General features: G+C 54.4%; 21 protein-coding genes. 13 read left to right on the forward strand and 8 right to left on the reverse strand.

All coding sequences use genetic code 11. The annotated features are described in order from the left end of the window. Positions 1-14: 14 nt before the first annotated feature. From flgD to flgB, 3 genes are read right to left on the reverse strand one after another with little or no spacing between them, the layout of a single operon-like run. Positions 15-725 carry a flagellar hook assembly protein FlgD gene (gene flgD, locus SK58_RS15440; RefSeq protein WP_003857994.1) on the reverse strand — a complete coding sequence of 237 codons (711 nt, stop codon included), beginning with the start codon at positions 723-725 and terminating at the stop codon, positions 15-17. An 11-nt stretch (positions 726-736) separates the two neighbouring features. After that, the gene (flgC, locus tag SK58_RS15445; RefSeq protein ID WP_003857997.1) at positions 737-1141 is read right to left on the reverse strand and encodes a flagellar basal body rod protein FlgC; all 405 of its coding nucleotides are present in this window, start codon (positions 1139-1141) and stop codon (positions 737-739) included. 3 nt (positions 1142-1144) lie between these two features. After that, on the reverse strand, positions 1145-1561 hold the full coding sequence (gene flgB / locus SK58_RS15450; protein WP_003857999.1) for a flagellar basal body rod protein FlgB: 417 nt from the start codon (positions 1559-1561) through the stop codon (positions 1145-1147). A 157-nt stretch (positions 1562-1718) separates the two neighbouring features. On the opposite strand from flgB, the gene flgA reads away from it, so the two are divergent. The 3 genes from flgA (at position 1719) to flgN (ending at position 3195) form a co-directional block, all read left to right on the forward strand. Next, positions 1719-2378: a flagellar basal body P-ring formation chaperone FlgA gene (flgA, locus tag SK58_RS15455; protein ID WP_023296301.1), complete on the forward strand. Its 660-nt coding sequence runs from the start codon at positions 1719-1721 to the stop codon at positions 2376-2378. Between the two features lie 93 nt (positions 2379-2471). Next, positions 2472-2765: a flagellar biosynthesis anti-sigma factor FlgM gene (gene flgM, locus SK58_RS15460; protein ID WP_003858002.1), complete on the forward strand. Its 294-nt coding sequence runs from the start codon at positions 2472-2474 to the stop codon at positions 2763-2765. A 4-nt stretch (positions 2766-2769) separates the two neighbouring features. After that, positions 2770-3195: a flagella biosynthesis chaperone FlgN gene (gene flgN, locus SK58_RS15465; RefSeq protein WP_003858003.1), complete on the forward strand. Its 426-nt coding sequence runs from the start codon at positions 2770-2772 to the stop codon at positions 3193-3195. Between the two features lie 59 nt (positions 3196-3254). Here flgN and murJ read toward each other — a convergent pair whose 3' ends face one another. The 4 genes from murJ to rimJ form a co-directional block, all read right to left on the reverse strand. Next, positions 3255-4790: a murein biosynthesis integral membrane protein MurJ gene (murJ, locus tag SK58_RS15470; RefSeq protein ID WP_023303424.1), complete on the reverse strand. Its 1536-nt coding sequence runs from the start codon at positions 4788-4790 to the stop codon at positions 3255-3257. Between the two features lie 129 nt (positions 4791-4919). After that, the gene (locus SK58_RS15475; protein ID WP_048220180.1) at positions 4920-5843 is read right to left on the reverse strand and encodes a Gfo/Idh/MocA family protein; all 924 of its coding nucleotides are present in this window, start codon (positions 5841-5843) and stop codon (positions 4920-4922) included. A 2-nt stretch (positions 5844-5845) separates the two neighbouring features. Next, entirely contained in the window at positions 5846-6496 is a 651-nt protein-coding gene (locus SK58_RS15480; RefSeq protein WP_048220181.1) for a YceH family protein, read from the reverse strand. 9 nt (positions 6497-6505) lie between these two features. After that, positions 6506-7090 carry a ribosomal protein S5-alanine N-acetyltransferase gene (rimJ, locus tag SK58_RS15485; protein ID WP_003858007.1) on the reverse strand — a complete coding sequence of 195 codons (585 nt, stop codon included), beginning with the start codon at positions 7088-7090 and terminating at the stop codon, positions 6506-6508. A 236-nt stretch (positions 7091-7326) separates the two neighbouring features. Here rimJ and mdtH point away from each other — a divergent pair, with 236 nt between their 5' ends. The 9 genes from mdtH (at position 7327) to SK58_RS15530 (ending at position 13989) form a co-directional block, all read left to right on the forward strand. Further along, positions 7327-8535 (forward strand): multidrug efflux MFS transporter MdtH, encoded by a 1209-nt coding sequence (mdtH, locus tag SK58_RS15490; protein ID WP_023303422.1) that lies wholly within the window; start codon positions 7327-7329, stop codon positions 8533-8535. Between the two features lie 99 nt (positions 8536-8634). Further along, entirely contained in the window at positions 8635-9195 is a 561-nt protein-coding gene (locus SK58_RS15495; RefSeq protein WP_017384739.1) for a lipoprotein, read from the forward strand. Between the two features lie 128 nt (positions 9196-9323). After that, positions 9324-10370 carry a dihydroorotase gene (gene pyrC / locus SK58_RS15500; RefSeq protein ID WP_048220182.1) on the forward strand — a complete coding sequence of 349 codons (1047 nt, stop codon included), beginning with the start codon at positions 9324-9326 and terminating at the stop codon, positions 10368-10370. A 74-nt stretch (positions 10371-10444) separates the two neighbouring features. Then, a complete protein-coding gene (gene dinI, locus SK58_RS15505) occupies positions 10445-10690 on the forward strand; it encodes a DNA damage-inducible protein I (protein ID WP_003858011.1) in 246 nt (81 codons plus the stop codon). 274 nt (positions 10691-10964) lie between these two features. Next, entirely contained in the window at positions 10965-11219 is a 255-nt protein-coding gene (gene bssS / locus SK58_RS15510) for a biofilm formation regulator BssS (RefSeq protein ID WP_015570838.1), read from the forward strand. Positions 11220-11333: 114 nt separating this feature from the next. Then, a complete protein-coding gene (solA, locus tag SK58_RS15515; protein WP_017693647.1) occupies positions 11334-12452 on the forward strand; it encodes an N-methyl-L-tryptophan oxidase in 1119 nt (372 codons plus the stop codon). A gap of 50 nt (positions 12453-12502) precedes the next feature. Further along, the gene (locus SK58_RS15520; protein ID WP_003858014.1) at positions 12503-12616 is read left to right on the forward strand and encodes a YceO family protein; all 114 of its coding nucleotides are present in this window, start codon (positions 12503-12505) and stop codon (positions 12614-12616) included. 226 nt (positions 12617-12842) lie between these two features. Continuing rightward, the gene (locus SK58_RS15525) at positions 12843-13409 is read left to right on the forward strand and encodes a cytochrome b (protein ID WP_017693648.1); all 567 of its coding nucleotides are present in this window, start codon (positions 12843-12845) and stop codon (positions 13407-13409) included. A 1-nt stretch (position 13410) separates the two neighbouring features. After that, complete coding sequence (locus SK58_RS15530) at positions 13411-13989, forward strand: YceI family protein (RefSeq protein WP_017384744.1); 579 nt, start codon at positions 13411-13413, stop codon at positions 13987-13989. A 38-nt stretch (positions 13990-14027) separates the two neighbouring features. Here the strand turns inward: SK58_RS15530 and SK58_RS15535 are convergent, their stop codons facing one another. Beyond that, positions 14028-15077: an oxygen-dependent tRNA uridine(34) hydroxylase TrhO gene (locus SK58_RS15535; RefSeq protein WP_015570841.1), complete on the reverse strand. Its 1050-nt coding sequence runs from the start codon at positions 15075-15077 to the stop codon at positions 14028-14030. Between the two features lie 218 nt (positions 15078-15295). Between SK58_RS15535 and SK58_RS15540 the strand changes: the two genes are divergently transcribed. After that, entirely contained in the window at positions 15296-16222 is a 927-nt protein-coding gene (locus tag SK58_RS15540; protein ID WP_017693649.1) for a Kdo(2)-lipid IV(A) acyltransferase, read from the forward strand. Positions 16223-16257: the final 35 nt, after the last annotated feature.

Genomic DNA, 16257 nt, shown 5'->3' on the forward strand with positions numbered 1-16257 from the left:
ATAAGTATTAAGGCTTAGATAATCTGCCGAACTTCGTCGAGTGTGGTGGTACCGGAGGTACCCAAATCCAGTTTGTTGCCATCGCTACCCTTGATGACGCCCTGAACCAGGGCAAACTGTAGCGGCTGAGCCACCAGCTGAGTGGTGCCGTTGCTGGCGCTAATCGCAACCTGATACGAGCCGTTAGGCGCTTTAGTGCCGTCGGTCAGGCTGCCATCCCAGGTAAAGGTATGAACGCCCGCTTTAAGCTCGCCAATCTCAATCGTGCGCACCACGTTGCCGCTGGCGTCTTTGATTGTGGCGGTGACTTTGTCGGCCGGCTGCTGCAACTCAACGCCAAACGGCGTCGTGGTGGTGGTGGACGTGCCATCGGTAGTGCTGGTGCCCGCCAGAATCGTGGTCCCCGGAATCATCACCCCGTGACCGATCAGGTTGGCGGCCTGCAAGGACTGGCTGTTATCGATTTGACCGGAGACCGAGCCGAGCGTGGTGTTCAGTTTCTCAATGCCGCTGACGGTACTGATCTGCGCAAGCTGCGTGGTCAGTTCGTTGTTCTGCATCGGATTGGTCGGGTCCTGATTTTTCAGCTGCGCCACCAGCAGGGTCAGAAAACTGCTCTGTAAATCGGAGGCATTGCTCCCGGTGAGAGAGCTGGAACCGGTCGCACTGCTGGTGCTGTTGACGCCGGTATTTGTCGGGTCATTCACGTTTACGGCGATGGACATGCGTGTCTCCTTTACTGGCCGAGAGTGAGTGTTTTGAGCATCATGCTCTTCACGGTATTAAGCACTTCGACGTTTGCCTGGTAGCTACGCGACGCGGACATGGAGTTCACCATCTCCCCGACCACATCCACGTTCGGCATTTTCACGTAGCCGCTGGCATCCGCGAGCGGGTTGCCTGGCTCGTAAACCAGCTTGTCGGGTGCCTGGCTCTCAACCACGTCCGCCACTTTTACGCCGCCCGTTGCCGCACCCGGTGCAGCATCAACCTGGAAGACAACCTGTTTAGCGCGATACGGTTGCCCGTCAGGGCCGGTCACGCTGTCGGCGTTGGCCAGGTTACTGGCGGCCACGTTCAGTCGTTTGGACTGCGCCGTTAATGCCGAACCGGCGATATCAAAAATATTCAGCAAGGCCATTTACTAATTGCCCCCCTGTAGGACGGTCATCATGCCTTTAATTTGCCCGCCGAGTAGCGTCAGACCTGTCTGGTATTGCAGGCTGTTATCGGCAAACTGTGTGCGCTCCCGGTCCATGTCGACGGTATTGCCATCAAGTGAGGGCTGATCGGGAATACGGTAAAGCAGGTCGGTCGTTGGCGCGGTCATCGCCTGAGCGGGAATATGACGTGAGGATGTCAGGGCCAGTGAGACACCCGTTCCTTCGGCACGTCCACGCTCCATCACTTTTTTGAGTTCACTGGAAAAATCAATATCGCGCGCCTGATACCCGGGGGTATCCGCGTTGGCGATATTGGCGGCTAAAATCTCCTGCCGCTGGGCGCGTAAATTGAGCGCTTCCTGCTGAAAACGTAACGCGGCGTCGAGTTTATCGAGCATGTCTCCTCCGCTGATGAGAAAATTTCAGTTCACAGCTTAAATCTCACCCCGTCTCCCCTATCGACGGAATAAGCGCAAAATGCGTCGCTATTTGTTGCGTTGATGGAAAACCACTGCGGGTAGAATTTGCTAAATTCTGGACATGGTGGAACGTGCGATGCGGACTTTTAAACGTGGCCTGGCGGCGACCCTACTGCTTTTAAGCCCTCTGGTGCAGGCTGAGGGGTTAGAGGACCAGCTCAATGCATTCTTTGCGCAGAAGCTGGCCGGTTTCAGCGATGACGTACGCGTGACCGTGCGCACCCCGCCTAACCTTTATCCTTCCTGCGAAGCCCCGTCATTTAGCGTGACCGGCAGCACCCGCTTATGGGGCAACGTGAACGTGCTGGCGCGTTGCGCCAATGAAAAACGCTACTTACAGGTTGCGGTTCAGGCGACGGGCAATTATGTTGTCGCCGCCGTTCCCATTCCCCGGGGCAGCCTGCTGCAACCTGACAGCGTAACGCTGAAGCGAGGCCGTCTGGATCAGCTTCCACCGCGGACGATGCTGGATATCAACCAGGCTCAGGAGGCGGTCAGCCTGCGCGATGTCGCTCCTGGACAGGCGATACAGCTATCCATGCTGCGCCAGGCGTGGCGGGTGAAAGCGGGACAACAGGTGATGGTGGTCGCCAATGGCGAAGGCTTTAGTATCAACAGTGAAGGAAAAGCGCTGAATAATGCCGCAGTGGCGCAAAATGCCCGGGTCAGAATGTCCTCAGGCCAGGTGGTCAGCGGCACGGTCGGTCCTGATGGGAATATTCTGATTAACCTGTAATCTTTTTAAAGATTTCGCGGCGACTGCCGATAAATATTCAACAAATGATGATGTCAGGCGCAAACGCCGCGAACCCTCGATGAGGACAACACTATGAGCATTGATCGTACATCAGCCCTGAAGCCGGTTAGCACTGTACAACCTCGCGAAACGAATGAGGCTGCCCCGCAAAAAACGCGTCTGGAAAAAACGTCGACGGCTAACAGCACCAGCGTCACGCTGAGCGATGCGCAGTCGAAGCTGATGCAGCCAGGCAGCAGCGATATCAATATGGAACGTGTTGAAGCGCTGAAAACGGCTATCCGTAACGGCGAACTGAAAATGGATACCAGCAAAATCGCTGATGCGCTGATTCAGGACGCACAGAGTTTCCTCCAGAGTAACTAACCGTATGAGTCGACTGTCAGAAATACTGGATCAGATGACGGTGGTCCTGAACGACCTGAAAACGGTGATGGATGCAGAACAGCACCACCTCTCTTCTGGTCAAATCAACGGCAGCGCGTTGCAACGCATAACTGAAGATAAAAGCTCGCTGCTGGCGACCCTGGATTATCTGGAAAAACAGCGACGCGCTGAGCAAGACGCGAAACGCAGCGCCAATGATGAGATCAACGAACGCTGGCAGACCATTACAGAAAAAACCCAGCATCTTCGCGATCTCAACCAGCATAACGGCTGGCTGCTGGAAGGACAGATTATCCGTAATCAGCAGGCGCTTGAAGTGTTAAAGCCCTATAAAGAGCCGGGGCTGTACGGTGCGGATGGTCAGACGGCCACGGCACGTATCACGGGTGGGAAAAAGATTTCGATTTGACGCAGTAGCGGCACGTCATGAAGCGGGGAGCACCTTCTGGTGAACTCCCCTTTTGGCGTTTATACCGTGCGGCGGGTGAACTCTTTCACTTTGAAGCCAAGCACCGCCAGCGTGGCAAAGTACGCCACCACACCGACCACCACCACGGCCATCAGACGCATCAGGCGGTAAGGCATGGTGCCCTGCGCCCACTCAGGCATGACATACAACATGCCAACCAGCGCGGCCGCCATCACCACTACCGCAATCGCCAGACGCAGCAGGAAGCTTGCCCAGCCCGGCTGCGGTGTGAAGATATCCTGCTTGCGCAGCTGCCAGTACAGCAGCCCGGCGTTCAGACAGGCCGCCAGACCAATCGACAATGACAGCCCCGCGTGTTTCAGCGGTCCAATAAACGCCAGGTTCATCAGCTGCGTCATGATCAGCGTCACAATGGCAATCTTAACCGGCGTTTTGATGTCCTGACGTGAATAGAAACCGGGCGCAAGCACCTTCACGACAATCAGCCCCATCAGCCCCACCGAGTAGGCTACGAGCGCACGCTGGGTCATAGCGGCATCAAAGGCGGTGAACTTTCCATACTGGAACAACGACACCGTCAGCGGTTTCGCCAGGATCCCCAGCGCCACCGCGCTTGGCAGCGCCAGCAGAAAACAGAGACGCAGGCCCCAGTCCATCAGGCGGCAGTATTCATCGTGGTTGCCGCTGGCGAAACTTTTCGACAGCGACGGCAGCAGAATAGTCCCCAGCGCCACGCCCAGCACCCCGGATGGAAACTCCATCAGACGATCGGCGTAGTACATCCAGGACACCGAGCCCGACACCAGGAAAGAGGCGAAGATGGTATTGATGATCAGAGAGATCTGGCTAACGGACACGCCGAGTATCGCCGGTCCCATCTGTTTGATAACGCGCATTGCGCCCGCATCTTTGAAATTAATGCGCGGCAGAACCAGCATGCCGATCTTTTTCAGGTGCGGAAGCTGGTAAGCAAGCTGTAACACGCCGCCGACGGTCACGGCCCAGGCCAGCGCCAGCACCGGTGGGTTAAAATGCGGCGCGGCGAACAGCGCAAAGCCAATCATGCTGACGTTGAGGAACGTGGGGGCAAAGGCCGGAACGGAGAAGCGGTTCCAGGTATTCAGGATGGCACCCACCAGCGACGCCAGCGAAATCAGCAGAATATAGGGGAAGGTTATACGCAGCAGTTGGGTGGTCAGGGTAAATTTATCCGCTGTGTCAGCAAAACCCGGCGCCGTCACCATGATCACCCAGGGCGCTGCCAGCATCCCCAGGACGGTCACGATCGCCAGCGCCAGCGTCAGTAATCCGGAAACGTAGGCCACAAAGACGCGGGTGGCATCTTCGCCCTGTTTGCTTTTATATTCTGCGAGGATCGGAACAAATGCCTGTGAAAAGGCCCCTTCGGCAAAAATACGGCGCAGCAGGTTTGGCAGCTTAAAGGCGACGAAAAAGGCGTCAGTCGCCATCCCGGCGCCAAAAACCCTAGCCACAATGGCATCGCGCGCAAAGCCAAGCACGCGGGAAAACATGGTCATCGAGCTGACGGCCGCCAGCGATTTTAATAAGTTCATTAACGTGAAGTTCCACAACCCTACGGATTTCCAGGACGGGCAAGCGTTAGCGCCACCCGGCAAAGCCAACAAGCGGCGCTTAGTCTAACCGGATTTCAACGAATTACTATCGGCAGATGTTACAACGCGTTATTCCGACATGGCTTCGCGCCAGAGTCGTTCCACAATGCGCTGCGCCAGAATAGCCTGCTCCCCGGACGTTTCAGGAACCGTCTGATTCTGCACGCAGGTGATGAAGTGACGCGCGCAGCCCACAAAGCCACGCTGCTCCAGGGTGCTTTGCCAGCCGGGAACCGGTAACGCGACCACGCCATTGCCCTTCTCTTCCCGCCACTCTCGCATATCGGTGACGTCATACAGCGCGCCATCCGTAACGGCCTGCACGGACTCGCGCTGGCTGCCCGCCCGACGATGCATGCTGGTCGTCACCTGCAAATGCTCAACGGCAAAATGATGTTCGGCGTAAACCATCTCACCCTGCTCGTTGGTCAGCAGCGTGCCGCTTTGCAGCTGGGCTTTTCCGTTACTCAGCCACAGGGCCGTATCCACGACGTGGAGATAATCATCCAGCAGCGTGAAGCGCAGGTCGTTAGGCCCCACGCTGTCGGTACGGTGCTTATCCATACGCAGAGAGGCGAACGAGCCGGACTGCGCTTTAAGCTGCTGATAGAGCGGCGCAAAACGGCGGTTGAAGCCGACCATCAGCGTCAGCTTTTTACGCGCGGCCAGCTCAATCAGTCGTTCAGCATCCTGTACATTTTCCGCCAGGGGTTTATCCACGCAGACGTGAACGCCTGCGTTCAGCAACTCGCTCACCACCTGGTAGTGCGTCGCGGTTGAGGTATGCACAAATATCGCATCACATTCACGGGCTAAATCCTGTAGCGAACCGGCATAAGGGATGCGCCAGGTTTTGCAGATGCGCTCTGCTTTCTCGCGGGTGGGCGACCACGCCCCTTGCAGCGTCCAGTCGGACGCGGCGCCTAAAACGGGCAGCCAGGCTTTTTGCGCGATCCCTCCCAGCCCCACAACACCAATGCGTAATGTTGTCACGATTAATCTCCCAGATGTGCGAGTAACGCATCCAGACGCTGCTTCAGCCCGGCAACCTCGTCTTCCAGGGCCGCCACGCGCGCGTTCAGGCTGTCGTTTGATGCTGGCGTGTCGGATTCTACGGCCAGCGCAGAGGGCTCAACGTCGCCGCTAAAAAGGTGCATGTAGCGGCTTTCACGCTTGCCCGGCTCGCGTGGCAGACGCACCACGTAAGGACCGTCCTCGCGTGAGGCTAATCGCTCCAGCGTCTGTTCAACGTCCTGCATATCCTGAAACTCATGCATGCGGGAGGCGCGCGTGCGCAGTTCACCCGGCGTCTGCGCCCCGCGCAGCAGCAGCGTGGTGATCACTGCCACTTCCGCGGCACTGAGTTTTAAATCGCCAAATTCGGAATTACAAAAGCGCTGTTCATATTTAGTGACGCGATTACCGAAGCCGCTGACGATGCGCAGGTAGTGGCGCTTCACCAGCTCATCAAGGATATCCTGCACCTCGTGCTCGCCAAGGTTCATCACCGGCTCACGGTTCGTCTTCTGGTTGCAGGCCATCGTGACGGAATTCACGGACAGAGGATACTGTTCCGGCGTGGTGACCTGCTTTTCCAGAAGGCAGCCGACCACGCGCGCTTCGGCGCCATTTAACTGATATTTCATTTTTTCTCCTTAACGACCCGCGGTCCACTCCTGGGTGGTGAGCGCGGTGAGCACATGGTCCCGCCACTCGCCGTCAATCAGCAGATAATCTTTGGCATAGCCCTCTTTCTCAAACCCCAGGCGGGCCAGCAGATCGCCGCTGCGCTTATTGTGCGGCATGTAGTTGGCCATAATGCGATGGATATGTTGCGTGCGCTGCATGTAGCGAATCGCCGCCGTCAGCGCCTCAAACATGAGCCCCTGCCCCTGCCATTTCTGACCGATGGAATACCCGAGGTAACAGGCGTGAAACGACCCGCGTACCACGTTTGAAAAATTGGCAATGCCAACGATCTCTTTCTCTTCCGGATCGAGAAGCGCGAAATAAAACGCACTTCCCTGTTTATGAAATTCCGCAATCATACTGAGGCGCGCCTGCCAGCCAGAGGGGTAGCAGTGGCTCTCGTCCCGAACGGGTTCCCAGGGTTTTAAAAACTGGCGATTCTCGGCGTAATAATCCGCCAGACGCCAGGCATCACGCTCATGCACCAGACGAACGACCAGCCTGTCCGTCGTCAGACGCACTTTTGGCACATTACTGCGATAGCCAAACATCGTTACCACTCCTTCCCGTCGCTTCTGCTCTGCCTGTTAGCTTTACTATACCTGCGCCTGTGCCTTCTGTGAAAACAGTGACATACCATTTTGATCGCTTTTCACATTTTTCGATGAGAACTCTCTATCAAAGCACCTTTTTGATAAAAAAATATTGTCGCCAGCGGGTATGGGAAAAAGCCCGGCGACACCGCAGAATGTTAGCGTGCTCACCTTTTATTTTCCCTGGAGGGAAAATGTCCCGCGTATCACAGGCCAGGAGCCTGGGTAAATATTTCCTGCTCGTCGATAACATGCTGGTCGTGCTCGGCTTTTTTGTCGTTTTTCCGCTTATATCGATTCGTTTTGTCGATCAAATGGGCTGGGCGGCATTGATGGTCGGGATCGCGCTGGGTCTACGCCAGTTTGTACAACAGGGTCTGGGCGTGTTTGGCGGCGCAATAGCCGACCGCTTCGGCGCGAAACCGATGATCGTCACCGGCATGCTGTTACGTGCGGCGGGATTCGCCACCATGGCAATCGCTCATGAACCCTGGCTGCTGTGGTTCTCCTGTTTCCTTTCCGGGATTGGCGGCACCCTTTTCGACCCACCGCGTACCGCGCTGGTGGTTAAGCTTATCCGTCCGCAACACCGGGGGCGCTTCTTCTCCATTTTGATGATGCAGGACAGCGCTGGCGCGGTGGTGGGCGCCCTGCTGGGAAGCTGGCTGCTGCAATACGATTTCCGCCTGGTCTGCGCCACCGGCGCGGTGTTGTTTATTCTCTGCGCGCTGTTTAACGGTCTGTTTCTGCCCGCGTGGAAGCTGTCGACGGTGAAGGCGCCTGTGCGGGAAGGGCTTGACCGCGTGCTGAGCGATAAACGCTTCGTCACCTATGTGTTAACCCTGACCGGCTACTACATGCTCGCCGTGCAGGTCATGCTGATGCTGCCCATTATGGTTAACGATATTGCCGGCACGCCGGCAGCGGTGAAATGGATGTATGCCATTGAGGCCAGCCTCTCTCTGACGCTGCTCTATCCGATTGCCCGCTGGAGCGAGCGCCGTTTCCGGCTTGAGCACCGTCTGATGGCCGGGCTGTTGCTGATGACGCTGAGCATGATGCCCATCGGCCTGGTGAGTTCGCTTCAGCAACTGTTTATGCTCATCTGCACCTTCTATATTGGCTCAATCATTGCCGAGCCAGCCCGTGAAACGCTGAGCGCGTCACTTGCCGACGCCCGGGCCCGCGGCAGCTACATGGGCTTCAGCCGTCTCGGGCTGGCGCTTGGCGGCGCACTGGGTTACACCGGTGGCGGCTGGCTGTTTGATGCCGGAAAAGCGCTCCATCAGCCGGAGCTGCCGTGGGTCATGCTCGGCATGGTCGGCTTTATGACGCTGATTGCCCTCTGGTGGCAGTTCAGTGATAAACGCAGCACCCGCGGGATGCTGGAGCCTGGCGCCTGACCCTCTTTCACTATCAGTTTTTTCTGCTGGTTTCTGTTGGATCACCCTGACATACTGGCGTATCAGGACAGATGCGCCGATTTTATGTTGAGGAACGCCATGAAAAAGATCGTTATTGCCGCTGCGTTAATTGTCAGTGGTCTGCTGGTGGGATGTAACCAGCTTACGCAGTACACCGTCAGTGAGCAGGAAATTAATCAGGCGCTGGAAAAACATAATAACTTTTCAAAAGATATCGGCGTGCCCGGCCTTGCGGATGCGCATATCGTCCTGACGAATCTCGCCAGCCAGATTGGGCGCGAGGAGCCTAACAAAGTCACCCTTTCCGGCGATGCCAGCCTCGATATGACCTCGCTCTTCGGCAATCAGAAAGCGGATATCAAGCTGAAGCTCAAGGCGCTGCCGGTCTTTAATAAAGAGAAAGGGGCCATTTTCCTGCAAGAGATGGAAATCGTCGATGCAGTTGTGACGCCGGAAAAAATGAAACCGGTGCTGCAAACGCTGATGCCGTATCTCAACCAGTCGTTGCAGAACTACTTTAACCAACAGCCTGCCTATGTTCTGAGCGAAGACAAGAGCAAAGGCGAATCTCTGGCGAAAAAATATGCCAAAGGGATAGAGGTGAAACCGGGTGAAATCATCATCCCTTTCACCGACTAAACACTCCGGGCGCTCAGGCGCCCGTTTTTTTTAACGGAATAGTGTGCAAACGAAAACGTTTCCGCTTATGATTTGTGTCCGGCAAAAACAGCCCTCTTATGACTGATCTCTTTCAAGCCGGAGCTTCCATGACTGTACAATCCCAGGTTCTCAAAATCCGCAGCCCAGACGACTGGCATATCCATCTTCGTGATGGCGACATGCTGAAAACCGTCGTGCCGTATACCAGCGAAATTTATGGCCGTGCGATTGTTATGCCTAACCTGGTTCCGCCAGTCACTACCGTCGAGGCCGCGATTGCCTATCGCCAGCGTATCCTTGACGCCGTTCCGGCCGGACACGATTTTACCCCATTGATGACCTGCTACCTGACGGACTCGCTGGATCCGAATGAAGTTGAGCGCGGGTTTAACGAAGGTGTATTCACCGCCGCGAAGCTCTACCCGGCGAATGCCACCACCAACTCCAGCCATGGGGTGACCAGTATTGATGCCATCATGCCTGTTCTGGAGCGTATGCAAAAACTGGGCATGCCGCTGCTGGTGCACGGGGAAGTGACCCACGCTGACATTGATATTTTCGATCGCGAAGCACGTTTTATCGAAACGGTCATGGAGCCGCTGCGCCAGCGTCTTCCGGGGCTGAAAGTGGTGTTTGAACACATTACGACTAAAGATGCCGCAGAGTATGTCCGGGATGGAAACGAGCTGATTGCCGCCACCATCACCCCGCAGCACCTGATGTTTAACCGTAACCACATGCTGGTGGGCGGCGTTCGCCCACATCTGTATTGTCTGCCGATCCTCAAGCGCAACATCCACCAGCAGGCGCTACGTGAGCTGGTCGCCAGCGGCTTCCCGCGCGCGTTCCTCGGCACGGATTCCGCCCCGCATGCCCGTCACCGTAAAGAGGCGAGCTGCGGCTGTGCAGGCTGTTTTAACGCCCCGACCGCCCTGGCAAGTTACGCAACCGTGTTTGAAGAGATGAATGCGTTAGACCATTTCGAAGCCTTCTGCTCCCTTAACGGCCCGCGTTTCTACGGTCTGCCGGTTAATGACACGTTCATTGAGCTGGAGCGCAAAGAAAGCCAGGTTGAAGCGTCGATTGCGCTCACCGACGATACGCTGATCCCCTTCCTGGCCGGTGAAACCGTAAACTGGACGGTAAAACGCTAAAAAAATCGCGCCCCCTGTTGTCAAACCGACAATATAACTGTATAAATAAACAGTATATTACACAGGGGGCATTTATGCGTATCGAAGTCACCATAGCCAAATCCACCGTCCTGCCTGCTGGCGCACTCGACGCTCTGGCGGGTGAACTATCCCGACGTATTAACAGCACTTTTCCTGAAAACGATGGTGCCGTAACGGTACGTTATGCGACAGCAAACCATCTTTCCGTCATCGGCGGCGCGAAAGAAGACAAAGAACGCATCAGCGAAATTTTGCAGGAAACATGGGAAAGCGCCGACGACTGGTTCATCACTGATTAAAATTTGCTCCCTCATTGTGTTTTTTTGCCGGGTCGCCCCGGCTTTTTTTCGTTTCGTCTCCTGAAAGTTCAAAATATTTCAGCATCTTCTTAGAAAATCGTGAACAAGATGGCGTTTTATTGTTCGAACAATCCTAAAAAGCATAAAAATGTGTTGCTACCCGTTTATTTTTTCCTTCTGAACCCTTATTAATTGATATACTGAAATTGCTTTCAGAAAAACATGCATTGAACCTCAAAGTCGTTGTCTTCTAACACGCATTAAGGGGGTTATAATGGAAAAGAATAGTGAAGTCATCCAGACCCATCCGCTTGTTGGCTGGGATATCAGCACCGTAGACAGCTACGATGCGCTGATGCTGCGTTTGCACTACCAGACCCCAAATCAGCAAAACCGTGATGAAGCGGAAGTTGGACAGACGCTGTGGCTTACAACAGACGTCGCCCGTCAGTTTATCTCTATTTTAGAAGCAGGCATCGCAAAAATAGAATCTGGCGACTATCAGGAAAATGAGTATAAACGGCATTGACCTTATGCCCCTTTTCACTCAACAGGCACCCTCGCGGTGCCTTATTTATTTCGCTCTTGTATAAGCCCACTTAGTTAATTACTCTGCTAACAAAGCGTTAGTAAAGAGAAGCCTATGAAATACGATTTAATCATTATCGGAAGCGGCTCCGTAGGATCTGCCGCCGGTTATTACGCCACGCAGGCGGGTCTGAAAGTGCTGATGATTGACGCCCACCTTCCCCCCCACTCTGAAGGAAGCCATCACGGCGATACCCGTCTGATCCGTCACGCTTACGGTGAAGGTGAACGTTATGTACCGCTGGTGCTTCGGGCTCAGACGCTGTGGGATGAGCTGACCGCCCTCACCGAAGATCGCATTTTTGAGCGCACCGGGGTCGTTAACCTGGGGCCAGCCAGCTCCACGTTTCTGGCGACCGTCGAGGAGAGCGCGAAAGCCTACCGCCTGGACGTCGAGCGTCTGGATGCAAACGGCATCATGGCGCGCTGGCCGGAAATTTCTGTCCCTGACGACTACATTGGGTTGTTTGAAGCCAACTCTGGCGTGCTGCACAGCGAAACGGCCATTAAGACCTGGATTGATCTCGCCGCCAAAGCGGGCTGCGCGCAGTTGTTCAACTGTCCGGTCACGGGCATCACCCACCATGCAGAGGGTTCAACCGTCACCACCTCTGAAGGTGAATATACCGCCACGCGTCTGCTGGTGAGTGCGGGAACGTGGGTGACGAAACTGCTGCCGGACCTGCCCATCCAGCCGGTGCGAAAAGTCTTCTCCTGGTTCCAGTCTGACGGGCGTTACAGCAGCCAGAACAAATTCCCGGCGTTTACAGGCGAGTTACCCAATGGCGACCAGTTCTACGGTTTTCCCTCGGAAAAAGACGCGCTCAAGATTGGCAAACATAACGGCGGGCAGGTAATTTCCTCTGCGGAAGAACGCAAGCCTTACGGTGCTTATCCGCAGGATGGTTCCGAAGCCTTCACATTCCTGCGTAATATCCTGCCGGGCGTAGGCGGGTTGCTTTACGGCGCAGCGTGCACCTACGACAACACCCCGGATGAAGATTTTATCATCGACACCCTGCCGGGACACGATAACACCCTGCTCGTAACCGGGCTCAGCGGTCACGGGTTTAAATTTGCCTCTGTGTTAGGTGAAATCGCCGCCCAGTTTGCGCAGGGGATCGCGCCTTCGTTTGATCTCAAGCCCTTCGCGCTCTCGCGCTTTAACCGATAATACCTCTACAGGCTCCGAATAACCGGGGCCTGTTTAGCGAGAGGGGCATGATGCGCAGACTGGTGAATTACCTTATCAATAACATCCGCGAGCATTTCATGCTCTACATTGTTCTTTGGTCGCTGCTGGCGATCATTGACGTTATCTATATTGTATTCTTCTGAAAATTCTCGCTGACGTTTATTGACACTCCTTTAAATTCATTTAACTTATATTTTTTAAAAAACGTCACCTCAAATTTATTGAACGAAGCGATTGAAATACATTGCGGAAACACATTCAAATTCGCTGAAATAAATTAAATAAAAAACATTATTCATTTTTTTCAGTTGCATTATTTATTTAACCCGTCCATTTTTATTGCTCAGTCATTTGAGAACGGAAATTCATATGCAATGGCGTAACTCCTCCCGTCGCTACGGAATAATATCCATGTGTTTACACTGGCTATTTGCACTTGCCGTCTATGCCATGTTTGGTCTCGGCCTGTGGATGGTGACATTAAGCTATTATGACGGTTGGTATCATCAGGCCCCCGAATTGCACAAAAGCATTGGGGTTCTGCTGATGATGGGTCTGGTTTTTCGCGTGATCTGGCGACATATCTCTCCGCCCCCTCCAGCACCCAAAAGCCATGGCCGACTTACCCGCATAAGCGCTGTTGGCGCACATATCGCACTCTATGCCCTGCTGTTTACCATTCTGATCAGCGGCTATCTTATTTCGACCGCAGACGGTAAACCGATCAGCGTGTTTGGGCTTTTTGACGTCCCAGCCACGCTGGCTGACGCCGGTTCACAGGCTGACACCGCAGGTGTGGTTCATCTGTGGCTGGCATGGAGCGTGGTGATCCTGTCTGTCCTGCATGGCCTTGCGGCCCTGAAACATCACTTTATTGATAAAGACGATACGCTGAAGCGCATGCTTGGCCGTTCGTCAGTTGACTCTGGAGCATAAAATGAAAAAACGCCTGTTGGGTATCGCATTAGGTTCGCTGCTATTTACCACCGGTTCGGCCATTGCCGCTGACTATAAAATTGATAAGGAGGGCCAGCATGCCTTTGTCAATTTCCGTATTCAGCATCTGGGTTACAGCTGGTTATATGGCACATTCAATGATTTCGATGGCACATTTACTTTCGACGAGAAAAACCCTGCTGCCGATAAAGTGAACGTCACCATTAATACCAACAGCGTCGACACTAATCACGCCGAGCGTGATAAACATCTGCGCAGCGCTGAATTTCTGAACGTGGGCAAATTCCCGCAAGCTACTTTCGCGTCGACAGAGGTGAAGAAAGACGGTGATAAGCTCGCTATTACCGGTAATCTGACGCTGAACGGCGTAACAAAACCGGTCACACTGGATGCCAAATTAATTGGACAGGGCGACGATCCGTGGGGTGGCAAACGTGCTGGCTTTGAAGCCGCAGGCAAAATTCATCTGAAAGATTTTAATATCACCACGGATTTAGGCCCGGCATCGCAGGATGTTGAGTTGATTATTTCGGTGGAAGGCGTTCAGCAGAAGTCATAAAACAGGCCCGGCAGGCTTTCGCGCCGCCGGGCAGTGTTTTACTCCGGGTCCGGAATACCCAGTTTGGTATTCAGTCGGCCCCGGGATTTATTAAAGATCTTATTCCCGTTCTCGCGTCCGGCACGGCGACGACGTTGCTCTTCTTCAGGCAAGATACTCTCTTCACTGCACAGCTCGCTACAGCAGCCATTAAACTTCTCGGCACATGCAGGGCACTGAATAAACAGCAGATGACATCCGTCGTTTTTGCAGTTGGTATGCGTATCGCACGGCGTACCGCACTGGTGGCAGTGCGCGATCACGTCCTCTGAAATTCGCTCGCCCATACGCTCGTCAAACACAAAGTTCTTACCGATAAAACGCACCGGTAAACCCTGCTCACGGGCGCGACGGGCATACTCAATGATCCCACCCTCAATGTGCCAGACTTTATTAAACCCGTTGTGCTTCATCCAGGCGCTGGCTTTTTCACAGCGGATCCCCCCGGTGCAGTACATAACGATCTTTTTGTCTTTATGCTCCTGCATCATCTCAACGGCTTTTGGCAGTTGCTCGCGGAAGGTGTCGGCAGGGATTTCCATCGCATTCTCGAAGTGCCCCACTTCATATTCGTAGTGGTTACGCATATCAATGAACACCGCATCCGGATCGTCGAGCATCGCGTTCACTTCAGCGGCCTTCAGGTACTCCCCCACATTAGCGGCATTGAAGCTCGGATCGTCAATGCCATCCGCCACAATACGCTCGCGCACCTTCATGCGCAGCACCCAGAATGATTTACCGTCATCATCCAGCGCAATGTTCAGGCGTAAGCCGTTAAGCGCCGGATCAAACCCGTAAAGGAGGTCGCGGAAGGCGCTGACCTTGCTTTCCGGCACGCTGATCTGCGCGTTAATCCCCTCACGCGCCAGATAGACGCGACCAAACACGTTCAGGGCGGTAAAAGCCTGGTAAAGCGCATCGCGGGTCGCCTGGGGATCATCGATGGTGAAATACTTATAGAAAGAGATCGTTGTGCGCGGTTCGGTTTCGGCCAACATACGCGCTTTCAACATCTCATTCGAAACGCGGTTGTGTAACACTGGCATGGTGTACAAGTCCTGCAATCGTTGAGAAATAAAAATCGGTCGGCATGATATAGCAAACAAAGACAATTTACATCCACACAATTTACGCTACATTTCAGTCAACCTGATTAATCAGACTTAACATTTGCATATTCTTTCATGTTTCGATGACAGACATTTTGGCTATGCCTTAAAAAATGAGACAATATCCTTTCAGGACGTTAGAACACAGGACAGACATGACCCAGTTACCGAAATTTACTGCCGCGCTTTTGCATCCCCGCTATTGGTTAACATGGTCAGGCATTGGCTTGTTGTGGCTAATTGTACAGCTGCCTTATCCCGTCATTTTCCGCATGGGTAAAGGACTGGGCCGCATTGCTCAGCAGTTTATGAAGCGTCGCGCCAGGATCGCGTATCGTAACCTTGAGCTTTGTTTTCCTCAGATGAGTGAATCTGAGCGCCACGACATGGTGATTAAAAACTTCGAATCTGTCGGCATGGGGCTGATGGAGACCGGTATGGCCTGGTTCTGGTCGGATAAACGCATGGCGCGCTGGACGGAAGTGGCCGGGACCGGCATGGAGCCGGTGCATACTCTTCAGGCCAACCAGACTGGCGTCCTGCTGATTGGCGTTCATTTCCTGACGCTCGAAATTGGCGCGCGCATGTTCGGCATGCAGGCGCCGGGTATAGGCGTTTATCGTCCTAACGATAATCCGGTGATCGATTTGATCCAGACCAACGGACGCATGCGCTCCAATAAAAGCATGATCGATCGCAAAGACCTGAAAGGGATGATCCGCGCCCTGAAAGCAGGTGAAGTGGTCTGGTATGCCCCGGATCATGACTATGGCCCGCAATCCAGCGTGTTTGTCCCGTTCTTTGCGGTGGAAGATGCAGCGACGACCACCGGGACCTGGATGCTGGCGCGGATGTCCAAAGCGGCTATCGTGCCGTTTGTGCCGCGCCGTAAACCAGACGGTTCAGGCTATCAGCTCATCATGCTGGAGCCGGAACTCGCGCCACCGCTGATTGATGCAGAAACCACCGCCCGCTGGATGAACGGCGTTGTCGAGAAATGCATTATGCTCGCGCCGGAGCAGTACATGTGGCTGCATCGCCGCTTTAAAACCCGGCCTCAGGGCGTCCCTTCCCGGTATTAACCTGCGTGCGGCCTTCCGGGCCGCATGTTGTTTTA

It is taken from the genome of Enterobacter sp. BIDMC93 (genome assembly GCF_001037805.1).
GTDB classification, from domain to species: domain Bacteria; phylum Pseudomonadota; class Gammaproteobacteria; order Enterobacterales; family Enterobacteriaceae; genus Enterobacter; species Enterobacter hormaechei_C.

Coding starts and splice junctions, on each gene's coding strand:
- rimJ (WP_003858007.1), bottom strand. CDS start 7,090: ATGTTTGGCTATCGCAGTAATGTGCCAAAAGTGCGTCTGACGACGGAC.
- flgA (WP_023296301.1), top strand. CDS start 1,719: ATGCGGACTTTTAAACGTGGCCTGGCGGCGACCCTACTGCTTTTAAGC.
- SK58_RS15495 (WP_017384739.1), top strand. CDS start 8,635: ATGAAAAAGATCGTTATTGCCGCTGCGTTAATTGTCAGTGGTCTGCTG.
- murJ (WP_023303424.1), bottom strand. CDS start 4,790: ATGAACTTATTAAAATCGCTGGCGGCCGTCAGCTCGATGACCATGTTT.
- flgN (WP_003858003.1), top strand. CDS start 2,770: ATGAGTCGACTGTCAGAAATACTGGATCAGATGACGGTGGTCCTGAAC.
- dinI (WP_003858011.1), top strand. CDS start 10,445: ATGCGTATCGAAGTCACCATAGCCAAATCCACCGTCCTGCCTGCTGGC.
- SK58_RS15530 (WP_017384744.1), top strand. CDS start 13,411: ATGAAAAAACGCCTGTTGGGTATCGCATTAGGTTCGCTGCTATTTACC.
- solA (WP_017693647.1), top strand. CDS start 11,334: ATGAAATACGATTTAATCATTATCGGAAGCGGCTCCGTAGGATCTGCC.
- flgM (WP_003858002.1), top strand. CDS start 2,472: ATGAGCATTGATCGTACATCAGCCCTGAAGCCGGTTAGCACTGTACAA.
- SK58_RS15540 (WP_017693649.1), top strand. CDS start 15,296: ATGACCCAGTTACCGAAATTTACTGCCGCGCTTTTGCATCCCCGCTAT.
- flgD (WP_003857994.1), bottom strand. CDS start 725: ATGTCCATCGCCGTAAACGTGAATGACCCGACAAATACCGGCGTCAAC.
- pyrC (WP_048220182.1), top strand. CDS start 9,324: ATGACTGTACAATCCCAGGTTCTCAAAATCCGCAGCCCAGACGACTGG.
- SK58_RS15535 (WP_015570841.1), bottom strand. CDS start 15,077: ATGCCAGTGTTACACAACCGCGTTTCGAATGAGATGTTGAAAGCGCGT.
- SK58_RS15480 (WP_048220181.1), bottom strand. CDS start 6,496: ATGAAATATCAGTTAAATGGCGCCGAAGCGCGCGTGGTCGGCTGCCTT.
- SK58_RS15520 (WP_003858014.1), top strand. CDS start 12,503: ATGCGCAGACTGGTGAATTACCTTATCAATAACATCCGCGAGCATTTC.
- flgB (WP_003857999.1), bottom strand. CDS start 1,561: ATGCTCGATAAACTCGACGCCGCGTTACGTTTTCAGCAGGAAGCGCTC.
- SK58_RS15525 (WP_017693648.1), top strand. CDS start 12,843: ATGCAATGGCGTAACTCCTCCCGTCGCTACGGAATAATATCCATGTGT.
- mdtH (WP_023303422.1), top strand. CDS start 7,327: ATGTCCCGCGTATCACAGGCCAGGAGCCTGGGTAAATATTTCCTGCTC.
- flgC (WP_003857997.1), bottom strand. CDS start 1,141: ATGGCCTTGCTGAATATTTTTGATATCGCCGGTTCGGCATTAACGGCG.
- bssS (WP_015570838.1), top strand. CDS start 10,965: ATGGAAAAGAATAGTGAAGTCATCCAGACCCATCCGCTTGTTGGCTGG.